This window comes from Gracilimonas sp. (assembly GCF_017641085.1).
Classification (GTDB): Bacteria; Bacteroidota; Rhodothermia; order Balneolales; family Balneolaceae; genus Gracilimonas.
Map to the genome: position 1 here is coordinate 1,473,317 of NZ_JAEPPI010000001.1, position 15,845 is coordinate 1,489,161.

Annotated in this window: 19 protein-coding genes; 8 read left to right on the forward strand and 11 right to left on the reverse strand. The window is 43.5% G+C overall.

Annotated elements, in window-relative coordinates; all coding sequences use genetic code 11:
* Window positions 1-5 precede the first annotated feature (5 nt).
* From JJ941_RS15290 to guaB, 6 genes are read right to left on the reverse strand one after another with little or no spacing between them, the layout of a single operon-like run.
* Window positions 6-383: a hypothetical protein gene (locus JJ941_RS15290; protein WP_366069234.1), complete on the reverse strand. Its 378-nt coding sequence runs from the start codon at window positions 381-383 to the stop codon at window positions 6-8.
* On the reverse strand, window positions 376-567 hold the full coding sequence (locus JJ941_RS15295) for an AtpZ/AtpI family protein (RefSeq protein ID WP_366069239.1): 192 nt from the start codon (window positions 565-567) through the stop codon (window positions 376-378). Before JJ941_RS15295 ends, JJ941_RS15290 begins: the two co-directional genes overlap by 8 nt.
* A 34-nt stretch (window positions 568-601) precedes the next feature.
* The gene (locus JJ941_RS06365) at window positions 602-1,042 is read right to left on the reverse strand and encodes a polymer-forming cytoskeletal protein (protein WP_290962938.1); all 441 of its coding nucleotides are present in this window, start codon (window positions 1,040-1,042) and stop codon (window positions 602-604) included.
* Window positions 1,043-1,051: 9 nt separating this feature from the next.
* Window positions 1,052-1,909: a M23 family metallopeptidase gene (locus JJ941_RS06370; protein ID WP_290962940.1), complete on the reverse strand. Its 858-nt coding sequence runs from the start codon at window positions 1,907-1,909 to the stop codon at window positions 1,052-1,054.
* Window positions 1,910-1,939: 30 nt separating this feature from the next.
* Window positions 1,940-3,208, reverse strand: coding sequence for a glycosyltransferase (locus JJ941_RS06375; RefSeq protein WP_290962942.1), 1,269 nt, complete (start codon window positions 3,206-3,208; stop codon window positions 1,940-1,942).
* Between the two features lie 15 nt (window positions 3,209-3,223).
* Window positions 3,224-4,711, reverse strand: coding sequence for an IMP dehydrogenase (guaB, locus tag JJ941_RS06380; protein ID WP_290962944.1), 1,488 nt, complete (start codon window positions 4,709-4,711; stop codon window positions 3,224-3,226).
* A gap of 112 nt (window positions 4,712-4,823) precedes the next feature.
* On the opposite strand from guaB, the gene JJ941_RS06385 reads away from it, so the two are divergent.
* Window positions 4,824-5,597, forward strand: coding sequence for a hypothetical protein (locus JJ941_RS06385; protein ID WP_290962946.1), 774 nt, complete (start codon window positions 4,824-4,826; stop codon window positions 5,595-5,597).
* Here the strand turns inward: JJ941_RS06385 and JJ941_RS06390 are convergent.
* Window positions 5,594-5,935: a hypothetical protein gene (locus tag JJ941_RS06390; protein ID WP_290962948.1), complete on the reverse strand. Its 342-nt coding sequence runs from the start codon at window positions 5,933-5,935 to the stop codon at window positions 5,594-5,596. The two genes, JJ941_RS06385 and JJ941_RS06390, sit on opposite strands and share 4 nt — an antisense overlap.
* Before the next feature lie 179 nt (window positions 5,936-6,114).
* Here JJ941_RS06390 and JJ941_RS06395 point away from each other — a divergent pair, with 179 nt between their 5' ends.
* Together JJ941_RS06395 and JJ941_RS06400 are read left to right on the forward strand one after the other, a co-directional pair.
* Window positions 6,115-6,354: a type II toxin-antitoxin system Phd/YefM family antitoxin gene (locus JJ941_RS06395; protein WP_290962950.1), complete on the forward strand. Its 240-nt coding sequence runs from the start codon at window positions 6,115-6,117 to the stop codon at window positions 6,352-6,354.
* A complete protein-coding gene (locus tag JJ941_RS06400) occupies window positions 6,335-6,781 on the forward strand; it encodes a type II toxin-antitoxin system VapC family toxin (protein WP_290962952.1) in 447 nt (148 codons plus the stop codon). Before JJ941_RS06395 ends, JJ941_RS06400 begins: the two co-directional genes overlap by 20 nt.
* Here the strand turns inward: JJ941_RS06400 and folD are convergent.
* From folD to JJ941_RS06420, 4 genes are all read right to left on the reverse strand, one after another.
* Window positions 6,778-7,674 (reverse strand): bifunctional methylenetetrahydrofolate dehydrogenase/methenyltetrahydrofolate cyclohydrolase FolD, encoded by an 897-nt coding sequence (gene folD / locus JJ941_RS06405; protein ID WP_290962954.1) that lies wholly within the window; start codon window positions 7,672-7,674, stop codon window positions 6,778-6,780. The two genes, JJ941_RS06400 and folD, sit on opposite strands and share 4 nt — an antisense overlap.
* A 1-nt stretch (window position 7,675) precedes the next feature.
* The gene (locus JJ941_RS06410; protein WP_290962956.1) at window positions 7,676-9,049 is read right to left on the reverse strand and encodes a sigma-54 dependent transcriptional regulator; all 1,374 of its coding nucleotides are present in this window, start codon (window positions 9,047-9,049) and stop codon (window positions 7,676-7,678) included.
* A gap of 114 nt (window positions 9,050-9,163) precedes the next feature.
* Window positions 9,164-10,600 (reverse strand): D-alanyl-D-alanine carboxypeptidase/D-alanyl-D-alanine-endopeptidase, encoded by a 1,437-nt coding sequence (gene dacB / locus JJ941_RS06415; protein WP_290962958.1) that lies wholly within the window; start codon window positions 10,598-10,600, stop codon window positions 9,164-9,166.
* Window positions 10,601-11,074: a PTS sugar transporter subunit IIA gene (locus JJ941_RS06420; RefSeq protein ID WP_290962960.1), complete on the reverse strand. Its 474-nt coding sequence runs from the start codon at window positions 11,072-11,074 to the stop codon at window positions 10,601-10,603.
* A gap of 259 nt (window positions 11,075-11,333) precedes the next feature.
* On the opposite strand from JJ941_RS06420, the gene JJ941_RS06425 reads away from it, so the two are divergent.
* The 5 genes from JJ941_RS06425 to JJ941_RS06445 all read left to right on the forward strand — a co-directional run bounded on the left by JJ941_RS06425 (window position 11,334) and on the right by JJ941_RS06445 (window position 15,845).
* Entirely contained in the window at window positions 11,334-11,999 is a 666-nt protein-coding gene (locus JJ941_RS06425; protein ID WP_290962962.1) for a heme exporter protein CcmB, read from the forward strand.
* Window positions 12,000-12,079: 80 nt separating this feature from the next.
* Complete coding sequence (locus JJ941_RS06430) at window positions 12,080-12,478, forward strand: four helix bundle protein (protein ID WP_290962964.1); 399 nt, start codon at window positions 12,080-12,082, stop codon at window positions 12,476-12,478.
* Window positions 12,479-12,553: 75 nt separating this feature from the next.
* Window positions 12,554-13,735 carry a DNA polymerase III subunit delta' C-terminal domain-containing protein gene (locus JJ941_RS06435; RefSeq protein ID WP_290962966.1) on the forward strand — a complete coding sequence of 394 codons (1,182 nt, stop codon included), beginning with the start codon at window positions 12,554-12,556 and terminating at the stop codon, window positions 13,733-13,735.
* Window positions 13,736-13,738: 3 nt separating this feature from the next.
* Window positions 13,739-14,563 (forward strand): diaminopimelate epimerase, encoded by an 825-nt coding sequence (dapF, locus tag JJ941_RS06440; protein WP_290962968.1) that lies wholly within the window; start codon window positions 13,739-13,741, stop codon window positions 14,561-14,563.
* Window positions 14,541-15,845, forward strand: a complete 1,305-nt coding sequence (locus JJ941_RS06445; RefSeq protein WP_290962970.1) for a type IX secretion system plug protein domain-containing protein — start codon at window positions 14,541-14,543, stop codon at window positions 15,843-15,845. Before dapF ends, JJ941_RS06445 begins: the two co-directional genes overlap by 23 nt.

Consider the following 15,845-nt stretch of genomic DNA (forward strand, 5'->3'; position numbering starts at 1 on the left):
AACTGCTACTCTTTTTGTAGAATTTTGTTTAAAAAAATCATTTCCGTTACAGATTGGCAAAGATAGGAAATTATGAAACTAACTGTAAAGTATAATTCATCAATTTTTGTTACTCCAAGCAAAATTCCAAACAAAGCTAATACCAATAAAAACCTGATCGCAATTGAAAAGAAAAAAATCTGCGTAAACAGCTTATTATCTGCATTTTTAAAATTATCAAAGACCCATGCACTGCTACTCACAAAAATGGCGCTGAGTGTTATACCTGATAAAACCGCTACCCCCTCTTGTTCACCAACAATAAAAAAGCTCAAACTTGCGAGCATCAGCAGTCCTGAAAAGTATACTGTTCCTTTTAGAACTGAATTATTAAGATTAATCATTATCCCGATTATTGAGCTTTCTGTTGATTCGAGCAATCATTAATCCAAAGATTATCATCCCTGCCAAAACCCCCAGTAATATAAATATTGGGGATGTTTCGAAATATTTATCCAGTAAATACCCGGCTAAGAGAGGGATGACAAGGGAAGCTGCGATCTCAGCTCCCAAGCCCAGATATTCCATGTATTTTTGTGGAAGAATATTCTTTGACAATGAATCAGGAGGTACTCTTTACTTTGGTATCGTTCACGTAGTCGGAATCACTGGATTGAGAAAGTGATTTTGCGTCAGTACCCATCCGGCAAGAACCGTTTATCTGAGCACCTTCTTCTACGATGAGGGTTTTGGTGTAGATATTTCCGTCAATAACGGCACTTTCTCTTAGCGTAAGTTTGCCTGAAACTTTCACCTCTCCTTCTACTTTTCCGGCAATATCGGCATCAGCTGAGGTAATGTTTCCTATAATTTTACCATTGCCGGTTACAATCAATTTCCCTTTTGAAACAGCTTCGCCTTCAACAGTACCAGCAATTCTGATATCTGTTTGTGAGCTCAGGTCCCCTTTTAATTTTGTACCCTCACTTAAAATATTAACTGATGGTGAGCTATTTGAATTCTCAGAACCGTTATTAGGTGTAGATTTTCTATTGTTTAACATAACTTGATTTTATTTGATTAAATAGACTTCCGGATTTTGAGGTACTCCATTTTTCCAGATCTCAAAATGAAGATGCGGTCCGGTACTTAAGACTCCGGCGTTTCCAATTTCGCCTAAAATATCTCCTTTCAGTACCAGGTCGCCTTCCTTCTTATTTAATTTAGCAAGGTGTTTATAGGTTGTAACCACACCTTCACTATGTTGCACGGATATTACATATCCATTGTTAATTGTCCAACTGCTATTGAAAACGGAACCGTCAGCAATATTTATGACAGGCTCGTTGTTTTTTGTGGCTATGTCTAAGCCATAATGTTCATCGTCGGGCATATACCCACGGGTTAATGAGCCCTGTACCGGATACTTCGCCGGGAAATCAGGTGCTGTTTTAGATACATTGGAAAATAAGACTTCATTTTGGCTGAGCCGGTTAAATTGCCCGGATTCATCAAAGTTTATAAAATCAGAATTCTGAAAAGGGTCATTAGGATCAAACAAGTTATCAAAGCGTTCGTCCATGACCAGTGTAGTATCAATACTCAACCGGATTATGTTCTTCATTTCCCGCAGCTGCATATCCCGCTGGCGAAGGGAATCTTCAAGGGCAATGGCTTTCTCTGTAACTTCCAAAATCTGCGCACGAATTTCAGCATCATCGGTACTGTAAAGCAACCCACCCAACGGGGTCAACATAAAAACTAGCGCTACAAAAATCGCAAATACAGTGGATATCCCCAAAATCATACCAAACAAACCATTGGGATACACCATATAGGAATTATCCTCATCTGGCTTGGAGTCATCCAGCAAAATCACTGTGATTTTCTTCTGTCGCTGTTCAAATAATTTTTTAAGCAGATCAATCATCGCTTTCCAAGTTACTACAATACAATCTATTTATTGAACAGAAATTTCATCTAACATGTGCGCTAATTTACCTGTCAGCTTTTTACGGTTATATGACTCAACCACCTCATCAGAATGTTGAGGCCAGTTATCTTTTTGGTAACATTCTACAATCGCTGACAGCTGCCCGGTGATCTCCGTGATATCGTAGGGATCTGCAATAAATGCTTTTCCATATTTCTCCAGCATCGTTTTTGCACTTCCCTCGGGAACAAGACCCAAAATTGGTTTCTTTGTTGCAAAGTATTCACTCGTTTTTCCAAGTGAAATGATTGCAGGATTCTTTCTTTGGCCAATATTCAGCCACAGTACGTCCGCATTCATCAGGTTTTTCACGGCCAAATCATGATCTACATACCCAAAATCCAACACTATCGAGGTTAAATCCAACTCATGAATCACCTTCCAGTGTTTGCTATTCAACCCTCCCTGAAACTGAAGCTCTATGCTTTCTTTGAGCTCCGGATTATGTTTCAATAATCTATGTACCGCCTTTAAAAATGATTCCGGCGTGCTTTCGGGATAAAAGGTACCGCTGTACAGAAACTTCAGTTTTTGGGGTGAACCTGATGCCATCTCACCGGCCGACTCAAAATCTTCCGGATCATAGCCATGCCCGATTACTTCCACTTCCTTAAGCACTCTTGAAGAGATGCTCCGGGCTATTTCCCTATTAATAGTAAGAAGCGCATTTGCTTTGGTGAGGGTGTCTATTTCCAGCTGTTCCATCTTCTTTTTGTGCCAGGCTGTAGGATATTTAATCAGGTGACTTTCCACCCAATCATCCCTCAGATCCATAACAACTGGGATACCGGTCTGTTCCTTCAGCTTTTGAGCCAGCATTAAATTACTGTGCGGCGGGCCGCTTGCTAAAACTGCCTCAATATCTTTCTCTTTAACCAGTCCCAGGGCTTTTTCCAGGCCGGGTTCAATCCAGCTTCTCTTGTTATCTGGAATGAAGAAGAAGGTAGAAAACCAGCGTAAAATTTTGGCGATCGTCCCTGGCACTTTTACTTCCTGGGCACTTTGACCGGTCCGGTGAAATGGAGTATTAGCCTCTACTCTGTGCACTTCAAGGTTGAGGTCTTTGACTTCCTGCTGAAGGGATTCATCAAAGGTGTGATAGGCTCCCGGTTCCGGACATAATATGATCGGGTTCCAGCCAAAATCTCTCAGGTATTTAGCAAACTTGAGGGGACGCTGAACCCCACTCCCTCCCATCGGAGGAAAATAATAGACAATGAAGAGTACGTTTTTCATCCCGGGCAAGGCCGATCAGGATACCGAGTAGTTCGGCGCTTCCTTAGTGATCTGCACCGAATGGGGGTGACTTTCACGGTAAGAAGCTGCTGAAATCTGAACAAACTCAGCTTTCTTCATCTCATCGATATTGGCAGCACCGGCGTAGCCCATGGCAGCTCTTAGTCCGCCCGACATCTGGTGAACAACTTCACTTAGATATCCCTTAAATGGCACACGGCCTTCAATTCCTTCAGGAACCAGTTTATTGATATCGTCCTCCACATCCTGGAAGTAGCGATCTTTAGAGCCTTTGTTCATCGCACTGATGCTTCCCATTCCACGGTAAGATTTGTACTTACGGGATTCATAGATAATGGTCTCTCCCGGACTTTCATCCACACCGGCAAACATAGAGCCCATCATAACGGCATCGGCACCGCCGGCAATGGCTTTGGGGATATCCCCGGTTTGCTTGATGCCTCCGTCTGCAATCAGGCCGATACCATTCTCACGTGTAAATTCGGCCACTTCCATTACTGCACTTAACTGGGGAACTCCAACTCCGGTTACCACCCGGGTGGTACAAATTGAACCCGGTCCAACTCCTACTTTCACTACATCGGCACCAGCTTCCACTAATGCTTCTGCGGCTGCCTTAGTGGCAATGTTTCCGCCAATTACGTTCAGGTCAGGGTACGAGCTTTTGATTTTCTTGATGGTTTCGAGCACGCCTTTGGAATGTCCGTGTGCGGTATCAACCGTGATGGCGTCCACACTTGCAGCTACCAGTGCATCAACACGGTCCATAGTATCGGCGGTAACACCAACGGCTGCGCCTACTCTCAATCTTCCCATTTCATCCTTACAGGCATTCGGGAAGTTCATTTTCTTTTCGATATCCTTGAAGGTGATCAGGCCAACCAACTTATTATTGGCATCTACAATTGGGAGTTTCTCAACCTTATAATGCTGCAGAATCTGTTCAGCCTGTTTCAGGTTGGTTCCTTCTTTGGCGGTGATCAAATCTTCGTGGGTCATTATATCACCGAGCTTTTTATTCAGCTCCGATTCAAAACGAAGATCTCTGTTTGTCACAATCCCTACTAAAATTCCGGTCTCATCCACGATGGGAATTCCACCAATCTTCTGCTTTTTCATGAGTGCCCGGGCTTCACGAACTGTAGCGCCTTCTTTCAGGGTAACCGGATCAACAATCATCCCGCTCTCACTTCTTTTTACCAACCGAACATGCTCAGCCTGATCTTCAATACTCATGTTTTTGTGAAGCATGGCGATTCCCCCTTCCCGGGCCAGCGCAATAGCCAAGCGGTATTCGGAAACCGTATCCATTGCCGCACTAATGATAGGTACATTCAGTTTTAGAGAAGGCGTTAGCTGAACGGTGGTATCTACATCGCGTGGCAAAACCTGTGAAAAATTTGGGACCAGAAGTACGTCATCGTACGTAAGTCCCTGGCGCGTAATGCGTTCAAAGGGAGAGGAGTTATTCATTTTGTACATGAAAAAGAAAGTTTGGCTTGCAGTTTTTCAAAGATAAGGATATCTCTGTGGAAGTTCCGCATTGAATAACAATTTTTGTTGGGATTACGTAGAGCGTCCAAACTTATTATTTATGAGCAATAGCAAGACATACACCAAAAAAGAATTCAGCCGCATTCTGAGTAAAGCCTCAGAAATTCAAACCAACAAAGATTTATATGGGGATCAGGAAGGGTTAACTGAAGAGGAATTAATTCATGTAGCTGAGGAAGTAGGTATAAGCCGTGAAGCGCTAAAGGAAGCTTTACAATCTATAGACGAACCTGATCTTGATGAACAAACCTACAGCCTCGTAGAAGGCACTTCCCGAATTCAAAATTCGGCAACGATACATACAGAGTTTACCGATGAGCAATGGGAAGACCTGATTCTTGAGATTCGTAAAGCTACCGGAGGAATAGGAAAAATCAGCAAATCAGGTAATACCTACGAATGGGAACAACGAAAGACTGACTTTGGCTATAAACACTTTTCCTTCACTCCAAAAGACGGCGTCACCAAAATCCAGATGGTTTCTTCATGGGGACCATTCAAAGGAATTGTTGGCTTCCTGAGCTTTTTCTTTGCTTTCATCGTAACCTTGATTGCCATAAAAGAAATCAGTGGTAAACAACTGGCCTTGATGATCGCACCCTTTGTTGGGTTAGGCGGGTTTGCCATGAGCCGGTTCTTTTTGAAAAGCTATTACCGAAAGCAAAAAGAACAGCTTGCAAAGCTTACCCTCGCCCTTACCAAAAAGATCAAGTCTTTAGGTACTCCTTCAAATTCTATCGAAATTGAAGACGGGGAAGTTTATCAGTCTCAGCAACCAAACAAAACTGATCAATCCCGTAACCGAAATCATTAAAGCGGTTTTACTTTAAGGGCTTTGATGGCTGCATTCAGTGTGCAAATTCCATCCTGAAAACAGCTCACCCAGTAGTGAATAGAATCACGTCGGCGTTTAACAAATGGATCACAGGATGAAAACCGGCCCTTGAGTTCCTCAACCATGAACTTCACATCATCATTGATTTCAATTTTGAGTTGATCGGGTAAATTTCCCCAACCCATTAGTTCAAAAGCCTGCTGCATTTCAGCGTACTCATCCTGGCTCTCCCGCTCGATTCTCTTAAGAATTGGAACGGCAAATAAAGCTGTTAACTGATCTTTTTGTGGGGTGATTGAAAGTGCGTTGCTTGTCATAATCATCGGTTTTGTTTTTTGATTTACTCAATGATAATGACAGTGAGTGACATCATATTGTCACCCCAAATAAAATTAAATTCTCTCTACAAACTGTATTGAAAATGCTAACTATAGAGCGTTAGGAAGTAAAACCTATATTATGTACATTTATTTATGTACATAATTAAGGAACAATTATGAAAAAAGTACCCGTAAACGAAGTAAGAGAGCAATTAGCCAAATACCTCACCGAGGCCGAGCGAGGCGAAGAGGTCATTATTACCCGGCATAACAAGCCTGTTGCCAAGCTGGTGAATTATGAAGAGCCTAAAAAAGAAAAATTCTCAAACATGGAAGAATTTCGGAACAGTTTAAAAGTAGAAGGCTCTGTTCTAAACACATTAATTGAAATGCGAAATGAGGAAAGAGTTGGCTGAGCACAACGTATATATAGATACCAGTGCCATAATTCCATTCTATTTCAAAGAAATTTACAGTAGTGAGTCTCAAAGACTATTTGAAGAGCATAGTTTTTTCCAAATAAGCGAGCTTTCTAAGATTGAGTTCTATTCGACAGCACGCAAAAAGGTTAGATTAGGTCATACAACAGAATCAGAAATCAAAAAAGTATTTCGAATCTTCGAGCTGCACTTAAAGGAAGGCGTATTTTCTATTTTAAATGTAAACAAACCTCATTACGAAGCTGCCTCAAACATCATCAAATCGACGGAAAACTCACTGAGAAGTTTGGATGCCCTCCATTTAGGAATTGCCTACTCAGAAAACCTATCCATATTTAGTTTTGACAAAGTATTTATTAAAACTGCAGAAGAATTTGGGATTCAAACAATTGGCAATTATTAACTCTGCTCCGGATAAATGCTCTTCTTAGCTGCTAATAAGGTATTCTTCATCAACATGGCAACAGTCATCGGACCAACGCCTCCGGGGACCGGAGTAATCCAGCTGGCTTTTTTCTTAACCGACTCAAAGTCCACATCTCCAACCAGCTTGTACCCTTTTTCAGCTGTTTCATCGGCTATACGGTTAATTCCCACATCAATAATTACGGCGCCTTCCTTGATCATTTCTGCTTTAATCAGGTGGGGCTGGCCTGCTGCGGCAATCAAAATGTCGGCAGAAATAGTGTGCTGAGTCAGATCTTTGGTGTACTTATGGCAAATGGTTGTGGTAGCCTTTCCCGAAGAATTTTCTCTGGATAGCATAATCGCCATAGGCGACCCCACAATGTTGCTGGCCCCAACTACAACAGCATGTTTGGCCTTCACGGGAATGCTGTAATGTTTGAAAAGCTCCATAATTCCCGCCGGGGTACAGCTGCGAAAACAAGGCTGGTCAACCGTAAGCCTTCCCACATTCATGGGATGAAAACCATCCACATCCTTACGATGGTCGATGCTTTCAATCACGTCATGAGAAGAAAGATGCGCCGGCAACGGAAGCTGCACCAAAATTCCATCTACAGCATCATCTTCATTGTACTTTTGGATAATCGACTTAAGCTCTTTAGCTGAAATGGTATCCTGCAATATTTCGGTATGGGTTTCGATGCCCACATCTTCACACGCCCGGGTTTTCGCGCCCGTGTACACTTTAGAGGCCGGGTCATCCCCTACTAAAATCACCTGCAGGAACGGCGCCCGATTTCCCTTCGCTGTCCAGTCTTCCACATCCTCCCGAACGCGGTTACGGACTAATTCTGCTACTTTCTTGCCATCAATAATTTCTGCACTCATGCTATCGTTCTATGTTATACTTTTTCATTTTATTATACATGTGGCTGCGCTGTATGCCAATCTGTTCTGCCGTCTGAGAAATATTCCAATCGTTCTTTTCCAGCTGCTTCACTAAAAATATGCGTTCTGCTGTTTCCTTGAAATCCTGAAAATCTTCTGTTTCATCAGCCAGCTTACCCAAATCCCCGGCTTTTAAATCCCTTGTTTTGAGCACGTCATTAACCGTCTCTTTAGTGATTTCATCGCCGGATGCCAGAATTCCCAACCGCTCAACTGCATTCTGAAGCTCCCGAACATTCCCGCTCCACTCTTTTTCCTTTAGCGCCTTCAGGGCACCATCCGAAAATGAAATAGATGAAAAGCTGATATCCTTTTCCTTCAGGTTATTCAGGCAGGCTTTGGCAATTAGCGGGATATCCTCTTTACGCTCTCTGAGTGGAGGAACTTTGATTGGAATCACGCTTATCCGGTGAAATAAATCTTCCCGAAAATTTCCTTCTTTGATCTCTTCTTCCAGATCTTTATTCGTAGCGGCAAGTATGCGTACATCCACCGAAACTGATTCATTACCTCCCACGCGGGTCACTTTATTTTCCTGCAGAGCCCGTAGCACTTTGGCCTGAGCTTCCAAACTCATATCCCCAATTTCATCCAAAAATAAGGTACCACCGTCAGCCTGTTCAAACTTACCGATACGCTGATCGGAAGCACCGGTAAATGCACCTTTTTCATGACCAAACAATTCACTTTCTAACAAATCGGATGGAATGGCTGCGCAGTTTACTTCCACGAAAGGTCCGGTGCTTCTTGGGCTTTTTTCATGAATCCATTTTGCCACCAGCTCCTTTCCGGTTCCATTTTCACCGGTTATTAAAACGCGGGATTGCGTTGGGGCAACCTTTTCGATCAGCGTTTTGATTTTCGAAATAGCTTTGCTCTCCCCGATGATCTCCTGAACCTTCGGCAACTTTTTCTTGATCTGCTTGTACTCTTTGGCAAGATGTTGCTGGGAAAGCGCATTCCTGACCGAAATCAGCAGACGATTTAAATCCGGAGGTTTTTCCAGAAAATCATAGGCGCCCATTTTTGTGGCTTCAACGGCAATTTCTATGGTACCGTGACCGGAAATCATAATAACAGGAAACTCGTGTCCGGCTTCGCGAAGCTTTTTGAGGGTCTCAAGGCCATCCATTCCCTGCATTTTGATATCAAGGAACATCAGGTCAATGTCATTCTCTCCAACAAAATCCAGGGCCAGCTGTCCGCTTTCCACGGTAGAAACATCATAGTTCTCATACTGCAGAATTTCTTCCAGCGTATTACGAATGGCTTTTTCGTCATCCGTAATTAAGATATGTGCTTTCTGTTCAGACATTCCCGGTATGGTTAACTATTGTTATGAGGCCGCGAAATCACGAAAACTTTAAGCCTACGCAAACTAAGATTACTACTTACAGTTTAGTGTTTTCGTGTTTTTTATGGCAATACATCAATACTTGCTGTAAAGGTACATCAATATTTTTTCATGGACAGCATCGATTGGGCGTACTTTTTCCGAGATAAAATTATTTGTCGCAATACTCACGATGATCTTCTTCCCGGACTCTGCCTCAAAATAACCACTCAGTGTTCTAACCCCGGTCACAAAACCCGACTTCCCTTTGAAATTGTTATACAATGGAGTTCCTTTCATCCGATGGGCTAAGGTTCCATCAATACCGGCTACCGACATGCTGTTGAAATAGGGCGTGGCTTCAGGGTGCCCCTGCATCTTAACCAACAGATCCGATAAAATCGTCGTCTTGTTGAAGTTCCCTCCTGCCAAACCGGAGCCGTCGTTCATCTGAATGTGAGTGGTATCCAAGCCCATTTCTGCTGCAAATTCCCGAACCTGCTGAATTCCGTGTTCAAACGATCCCGGCTGTTCTCCGGCCTTGGCAGAAAGCGTTTTGAGTATCATCTCGGTATAGAAATTATCGCTCTCTTTGTTCACCCAGTTTATGAGCTCAGCCAGCGGCTTCGATTCATGTTCAGCCAGGATGTTTGTTGTATCGTAATCGAAGGCTTTATCATAAACCACAATCGCACCGTCAAACTGAATTCCGTTGTCATTGAGGTATTCTTTAAAGGAATCCAAAAAGAACATGGGCGGATTATCAATCGAAAGCGATTCATCTTCATAATAATCCTTAGGAAGAGTGCTACCCAGCACAATACGATTGCCCCCCATCTCCCGGCGATAGTATTCGTCGTATTCGGTGGCCTGGTGAGTGATTACTTGCCGGTTTTCAAAATGTACATAATCTGTGCTATCCGGAAACCAGGTAATGCGCGGAGTTTCCCCAATTTTACCTTCTGCAAACACTTCCAGATCCACGGCATTGTTGTTGAAGGAAAGCGGGCTGACCTGAACTCCGTAGTAGAATGAAAAATCGTACCAGTCCCATCCTTTGGGGTAATGCTGCCCGTCAAATAAGCTAACATCGGCCATCAGCATTCCATCAATCTCTTCAATTCCCTTTGCTTTCAGCTGATTGGCAAACTTTCGGAACACATGATAACGGTCATCATTATACAAGTCGCCGCTTATTGAGGGATCTCCACTTCCCTTTATGATGAGATTACCCTTCCATGTATTGCCCGACAATTCTCCATCTCCATAAACCAAAGTCTGAAAGCGGTAATCAGCGCCAAAAAAATCGAGGAATGCGGCTGTAGTTAATAGCTTTTGGTTGGAAGCGGGAACAATCACTTTGCCGGGATTGAAGCTTTCCAGTATCCGGCCCTGATCGTCCCGTACCGTTACCGACCAAAACGCTTCCTGATTCGGAGCCTGATCAATAATAGCCGAAAGATTCTGAGCACAGAGGGTTTCCGCAAAAAATGCGAGGAGCAATGGAAGTACAATGCGGAAAGAAAGCTTCATTTAGCTTACAAAGTATTTTTCTTCTTCACCCTGAAATGCATTCAGAATTTCATCAGTAGAGCTGCAATTGAGTATTGTTTCCCTGAATGATCCGCTGTTCATCAGCCTTGAAATCCGGCTTAGCAGTTTAATATGCTGGCTGTTATTTGATTCCGGCCCAACAAGCAGAAAAACCAACCGAACCGGTTCATTGTCGATAGAATCAAAGTCGAGCGGTTCTTCCAGAAGAGCAAAAGCGGCAAGGTTATCATCCACCGACGAAGTTTTTGCGTGCGGAATAGCGAGTCCTTTCCCCACACCGGTACTCATGATTTTTTCGCGTTCAAACACAGCTTGTCTTATTTCTTCCAACTGTTCTTTGGACTCCACTTTTTCCTCTAAAGCATCTACAAGGGCATTTATGAGTTCTTTTTTGGAGCCAACAGCAAAGCTGGGGAGAACCGTGGTTTGATCTAACAGCGAAAATAAATTCATGTAATTTCCTGGCAAAAATAAAGATTCGATAGCGCTCGAATATAGGCAGTGAAGAGTGAATCAATCAAAGATTAATTGCATTGTTTTTAGCTAAGCCGAATAATAAGGGGTAAGCTGTAACCGATTTTTACAAAAAAGGATCACTCTGACTTTTGTCCTTTACTTTCAGTTCAGCACCTTTCCCAGATTCAGGTTGACTACATCCATACCTTGCTCTATTCCCCCTATCAATAACCCGCCAAAATCCTTAAACTTGGCCATGGATTGGATCCGGAGCACACTCACAATTTTAAAGAAAGACCTGCAGATTGAACTGCGCACCCGATTTGCCTTCAACATGGTGTTGGCTTTTGTTGCGGCAGCCATGCTTTTAGTATTATTCACCCTCCGCGCCGACCAGCTGGAACCGGGACCAAAATCCGGCCTGGTTTGGATTATCATTCTCTTTGCTGCTCTGTCTGCCCTTAGCCGAAGTTTCATTTCTGAAACCGATAAAAAAACCTTTGACCTGCTCCGTATTTACGCCGAAGGAACCACCGTTTATACCGGGAAACTGCTATACAATTTTTTGTTTACGCTGCTTATAAATGTCGCCACTTTCGCAGGTTATATTTTTCTGATGGGTTTGGAGATTCAATCCTGGCCGGCATTTCTTGTTATGCTGTTGGTGGGAACCGCAGGCCTATCAGGCGTGGCAACGATGACAGCGGCCGTTGTGTCTCAGGCCGACCGCAAAGGGGCTATATTCTCTGTGTTGAGCATCCCCCTGTTTATGCCGTTAGTACTCTTACTGGCTGATATCAGTAAAACAGCCTTCATAAGTGGCGGAGACGGCTCTATGAACAACGTCACGGCTCTGATCGGCTTTGCGGGGGTAACCATCACCGCCGGAATTTTGCTTTTTGATTACATTTGGGAGGAATGACGGTAGACGAACGACGAGGGACCAATGACCAATGACCATTGAAGATAGACAAATGACTAACGATAGACCGATTTACTGTTATGGCTTTTAAGTTTGAGAAATTAGAGGTTTGGCAATTGGCTGTAGATTTAGCTGATGAGATCTATCTGTTAATTGAAGCGTTGCCTGATACTGAAAAGTTTAACCTAACTTCACAAATTCAAAGAGCCGTTACATCTGTATCTTTAAATATTGCTGAAGGCTCGACTGGTCAAACTGATCCGGAACAGTCTCGGTTTATTGGATATGCTCATAGATCGTTGATGGAGGTTGTAGCTTGTCTTATTCTAATGAAAAAGAGAGCTTATATTTCTACAGAACTTTTCGAAAAACTTTACCAAGATTCGGAAAAGTTATCTGCTAAATTGTTAGCAATGAAAAAATATCTAAAGAAAGGACTTCAATCCAATGAACCAGGCAAGAGCTACGAAATTGAATAAGCGTTGGTCGTCAGTCAGTGGTCATTCGTCGTTGGTCCTTCGTCGTCCATCACTCGTCATAAATAAAAGAAATTCATGAACATCAAGTTTGGAAACAGAAGAATAATTGGACAGAGCCGGGCTAAGGAACAGGTTGAGCGCATGCTGGCTTCAGACCGGATTAGCCATGCTTACCTTCTTTCCGGCCCCTCAGGCGTGGGAAAAACCGCTTTTGCCCTGGCTTTTGCCGAGGCCATTAATGGCATCGATCACCTCAGTGATTTGGGAGAATATAAGGCCTCAAAAAAGTCATCCTGGTTTACTCATCCGGATATTCATGTCTTCATCCCTAAGCCCACATCAGCTAAAACAGAAGAACTACGCGACCGGCTGGAACTGCTTTCCAAAGATCCCTACGAGATTATCGATTTTTCCCAGCGCCCTTCTTTGGATGATGAGTCTTCCAAAAACCTGCAGGCTTTCTATCCCATTGACTATTTCCGGGATGACATCCGCCCTATCGCCAAGCTCAAGCCCAACGAAGGGAATCGCGTGGTCATTATTCTCACCCATGTTGAGACCATGAGGAAAGAGACTGCCAATGCCTTCTTGAAGTTATTGGAAGAACCCTCTGACCGGCTAATGTTTATCCTCACCACCGAAAGCTACGAAAGCCTCCTTCCCACCATTACATCGCGCTGCCAGCATATTCCCCTGGGAGCACTTAAAGCCCAAGAGGTTGAACAGGGGCTAATTGATGTGGATGGTTTGGAACCGGAAGCCGCAGCTTACCTGGCAAGAGTGTCGAATGGAAACTATGCCATGACCCGTTTTTTTGATGTCTCCAAACTGAAGGAGAACCGGGAATCCGTGGTTGAATATCTCCGCATGGCGTTCAGCCAGGATGCAAACGGCCTATCAACGCTGGTGCAAGATTGGCAAAGTTCTCAGAATATTGAAGGCTTAATCGCCATGACTAACCTGATCGAAATGTACATCCGGGATTTGATGGTGTATCGTGAAACCGGCGAAAAGAAATTCATCACTAACATTGATCAGCTGGAATCCATACAAAAATTTGTAAAAGCCCTGGATGACGCCCGGCTGGAGGAAATGATAACCCATCTGGATGAATTTCGACCCGCTCTTCGCCAAAATGTAAACCCTAAGCTTATATTTATTGTTTTGGCATTACGATTTTCAACCCTGATGCGCGGACTTGATCCCATTATCCCCGATGAAGAAAACTGGAAACACGTACCCGCATTTGTAGAATAGCTTATGAAAGAAATCACGTTTCATAAAATGCAGGGAGCCGGTAACGACTTTGTGGTTATCGACAACCGAAAGTATGGATTTGCTTTGGATCAGATCATCAAGATTACTCCAAAACTATGTGACCGGAAGTTTGGGATTGGCGGGGATGGAATTTTAGTGCTCCAACCGGCTCAAAAAGCGGAGGTCGATTTCACTATGATTTACCGGAATGCTGACGGCAGTGATGCCGGCATGTGTGGAAATGGAGCCCGATGCTTGGTTATGTTTGCCTTTAAAAACGGGTTTAATGCCACACAAACCTTTAACGTACACGATAACGTGTATGAGGCTGAAGTTCATGCTGATAACAGCGTCAGCATTCATTTTCCGGTTCACGTACAACCTGAACGAAGAACGCTGAACGGCTACGACCTGATTAAAGCTGATGCCGCTACGGAACACTTGGTCACATTCATCCCACAAGAAAAACTTGAAGATGAAAAAGAACTGGTAAGTATAGGGAGTGAATTGCGCTATCATCCTGAGGTAAATCCACCCGGCAGTAATGTTAACTTTGTTTGTGCTGAAGACGGAGAATCCATCCATCTGCAAACTTATGAGCGGGGCGTAGAAGGTCTTACCCTTGCTTGCGGAACCGGAGCCTTAGCCTCTGCCATAGCCACTCATTTCCACAAACAGCAACAAGAAAAGCATGCCACCTACACCGTGAAAGTTAAAGGAGGAACGCTAAAAGCCTCATTCGATTTTAATCCTGATACAACCACTTATCACCAATTAATTTTAACGGGACCTGCTCATTTTGTTTTTGAAGGCATCTACACTTTATAAGTACTCACTCATCTTAATGGCCGGAATTTTGCTCAGCGGCTGTTCGGCTTCCATCTCTAACTCGGTAAGTAACCGGGACTCTAGCGAACAATATGTAAGTCGCTATCTTGTTCCCAATCAGCTGCCGGTACCGCAATCCATCCAAAGTGTGCAATTGTACCGTAAAGGAAGCGACAACAATCCACCCATTATCGAACTTGGTTCAGCCCAAAAAATGGTCCTCGCCTTTGATGAGTTATCCGACTTATCCGGCCAGTTTCGTATCACATTCACCCATCACGATCAGGATTGGGATAACAGCAATATTCCACAGGATTGGTACCTGGAGGGAATTAATGAGATTATCGTAGGCGGTGGAGAAAAGAATGAGTTAAGCGACCCTGACTTTTTTCATTATGAAACCGAATTCCCAAACAACCGGCTGAAGTTTAAAATCAGCGGTAACTACATGCTTCATGTTTCGGATTTTGATTCCGGTGTGAAGCTCTTTTCCCTTCCCTTTTTCGTAACTGAAGATGCGGGTGAGATACGTTCATGGGTAGAAACCATCTATAATGCCGGACAGCGATATAATGCCGTCGACCAGCCATTCAGTGAGTTTGTTTACCCGGATTTCATTGAATTTCCCCAGTTTGATTTAAGTTTCTATTTTGTTCAGAACCGATTTTGGGGTGATCAGAAACGATCCGAAAATTACGATTTCTCCGAACAGGATCGCTCACAGTTTCATCTGTCAAGAGAAAGAGCTTTCCCGGCTAATTATGATTTCATCGGGTTGAACCTCAACTCCCTGTCGGTGGACGGCAGCCAAATCATAGATGTGCAATTTGGGCAGACCCCACCGTTGGTGATACTTCGGGAAGACATTCTCAACTTCACTTCCGATCCGGTTAGCAGCTGGACGTCCAACTTTGGCAATCCAAAAAGCTCAACTGATTCCCGCTATGCCACCGTCAGGTTTCGTTTTCATGATGGCGGAAGATTCTCTGAAGATAAGGGCGTTTACCTGGTGGGAGATTTTAATCAGTGGCTGCTTTCAGAAAATAATAAACTACGCTACAATGAGGATTCCGGGTATTGGGAAACCACTTCCCTGATAAAACAAGGAACCTACACATATAAATATGCCACAAAAGAAGGCGAACACGGCATTGATGATCTCATTTTGAGTGATACCATTACCCGCCGGAATCAGGAATATGCAAGTTTTGTGTATTTCCAGGATCCGGAATATCGTTACCAACGATTACTACAGGTTCAAATATTCCGGAGCTCGGAGTAA

What these genes read in the sequence shown, in the direction of transcription:
- JJ941_RS15290 (WP_366069234.1), bottom strand. Translation starts at nt 383, where the DNA reads ATGATTAATCTTAATAATTCAGTTCTAAAAGGAACAGTATACTTTTCA.
- JJ941_RS15295 (WP_366069239.1), bottom strand. Translation starts at nt 567, where the DNA reads ATGGAATATCTGGGCTTGGGAGCTGAGATCGCAGCTTCCCTTGTCATC.
- JJ941_RS06365 (WP_290962938.1), bottom strand. Translation starts at nt 1,042, where the DNA reads ATGTTAAACAATAGAAAATCTACACCTAATAACGGTTCTGAGAATTCA.
- JJ941_RS06370 (WP_290962940.1), bottom strand. Translation starts at nt 1,909, where the DNA reads ATGATTGATCTGCTTAAAAAATTATTTGAACAGCGACAGAAGAAAATC.
- JJ941_RS06375 (WP_290962942.1), bottom strand. Translation starts at nt 3,208, where the DNA reads ATGAAAAACGTACTCTTCATTGTCTATTATTTTCCTCCGATGGGAGGG.
- guaB (WP_290962944.1), bottom strand. Translation starts at nt 4,711, where the DNA reads ATGTACAAAATGAATAACTCCTCTCCCTTTGAACGCATTACGCGCCAG.
- JJ941_RS06385 (WP_290962946.1), top strand. Translation starts at nt 4,824, where the DNA reads ATGAGCAATAGCAAGACATACACCAAAAAAGAATTCAGCCGCATTCTG.
- JJ941_RS06390 (WP_290962948.1), bottom strand. Translation starts at nt 5,935, where the DNA reads ATGACAAGCAACGCACTTTCAATCACCCCACAAAAAGATCAGTTAACA.
- JJ941_RS06395 (WP_290962950.1), top strand. Translation starts at nt 6,115, where the DNA reads ATGAAAAAAGTACCCGTAAACGAAGTAAGAGAGCAATTAGCCAAATAC.
- JJ941_RS06400 (WP_290962952.1), top strand. Translation starts at nt 6,335, where the DNA reads ATGAGGAAAGAGTTGGCTGAGCACAACGTATATATAGATACCAGTGCC.
- folD (WP_290962954.1), bottom strand. Translation starts at nt 7,674, where the DNA reads ATGAGTGCAGAAATTATTGATGGCAAGAAAGTAGCAGAATTAGTCCGT.
- JJ941_RS06410 (WP_290962956.1), bottom strand. Translation starts at nt 9,049, where the DNA reads ATGTCTGAACAGAAAGCACATATCTTAATTACGGATGACGAAAAAGCC.
- dacB (WP_290962958.1), bottom strand. Translation starts at nt 10,600, where the DNA reads ATGAAGCTTTCTTTCCGCATTGTACTTCCATTGCTCCTCGCATTTTTT.
- JJ941_RS06420 (WP_290962960.1), bottom strand. Translation starts at nt 11,074, where the DNA reads ATGAATTTATTTTCGCTGTTAGATCAAACCACGGTTCTCCCCAGCTTT.
- JJ941_RS06425 (WP_290962962.1), top strand. Translation starts at nt 11,334, where the DNA reads ATGGATTGGATCCGGAGCACACTCACAATTTTAAAGAAAGACCTGCAG.
- JJ941_RS06430 (WP_290962964.1), top strand. Translation starts at nt 12,080, where the DNA reads ATGGCTTTTAAGTTTGAGAAATTAGAGGTTTGGCAATTGGCTGTAGAT.
- JJ941_RS06435 (WP_290962966.1), top strand. Translation starts at nt 12,554, where the DNA reads ATGAACATCAAGTTTGGAAACAGAAGAATAATTGGACAGAGCCGGGCT.
- dapF (WP_290962968.1), top strand. Translation starts at nt 13,739, where the DNA reads ATGAAAGAAATCACGTTTCATAAAATGCAGGGAGCCGGTAACGACTTT.